The sequence below is a fragment of the Rathayibacter sp. AY1D2 genome (assembly GCF_002932695.1).
Lineage (GTDB): Bacteria > Actinomycetota > Actinomycetes > Actinomycetales > Microbacteriaceae > Rathayibacter.
This window is the reverse complement of the sequence record NZ_PSVX01000138.1, coordinates 1-587: the sequence shown is the minus strand read 5'-3', so window position 1 is coordinate 587 and position 587 is coordinate 1. Positions and strand designations below refer to the sequence as shown.

The window sequence follows — 587 nt, the reverse complement described above, 5'->3', positions numbered from 1 at the left end:
CTCGTCTACGTGATCGTCCTCGGCTCGCTGACCGCCCTCGGGCCGTTCACGATCGACCTCTACCTGCCGGCGTTCCCCGCGCTGCAGAGCGAGCTGAACGTGTCGGAGGCGGCGGTCCAGCTGACCCTCACCGGCACGACCCTCGGCTTCGCGCTCGGCCAGCTGGTCGTGGGCCCCTGGAGCGACGCGGTCGGCCGGCGCCTGCCGATCCTCCTGGCCACCTCGCTGCACGTCCTGGCCTGCGTCGGCGCGGCGCTCGCCCCCGAGATCGTCACGCTCGGCGTCTTCCGCTTCCTGATGGGAGCCGGTGCGGCGGCGGGCGGCGTGGTCGCGATGGCGATGGTCCGCGACCTCTTCGGCGGACGCCCGCTGGTGCGGATGCTGTCCCGGCTCGCCCTGGTGTCGGGCCTCGCGCCCGTGCTCGCGCCGGTCATCGGCTCGCAGCTGCTGCTGATCATGGACTGGCGCGGGATCTTCGTCTTCCTCGCCGCCTACGGCGTGCTGGTCGTCGCGGCCGTCGGCCTGCTCGTCGTCGAGACCCGGCCCCGCGCCGCCCGACACGAGCGCGAGCACCGCTCGCTCGTGCA

The 587-nt window shown here is 73.8% G+C and carries 1 protein-coding gene; it reads left to right on the top strand.

Annotated features, from left to right (window positions below):
- On the top strand, window positions 1-587 hold a 587-nt coding region (locus C5D04_RS17795; protein WP_258068977.1), incomplete at both ends, for an MFS transporter.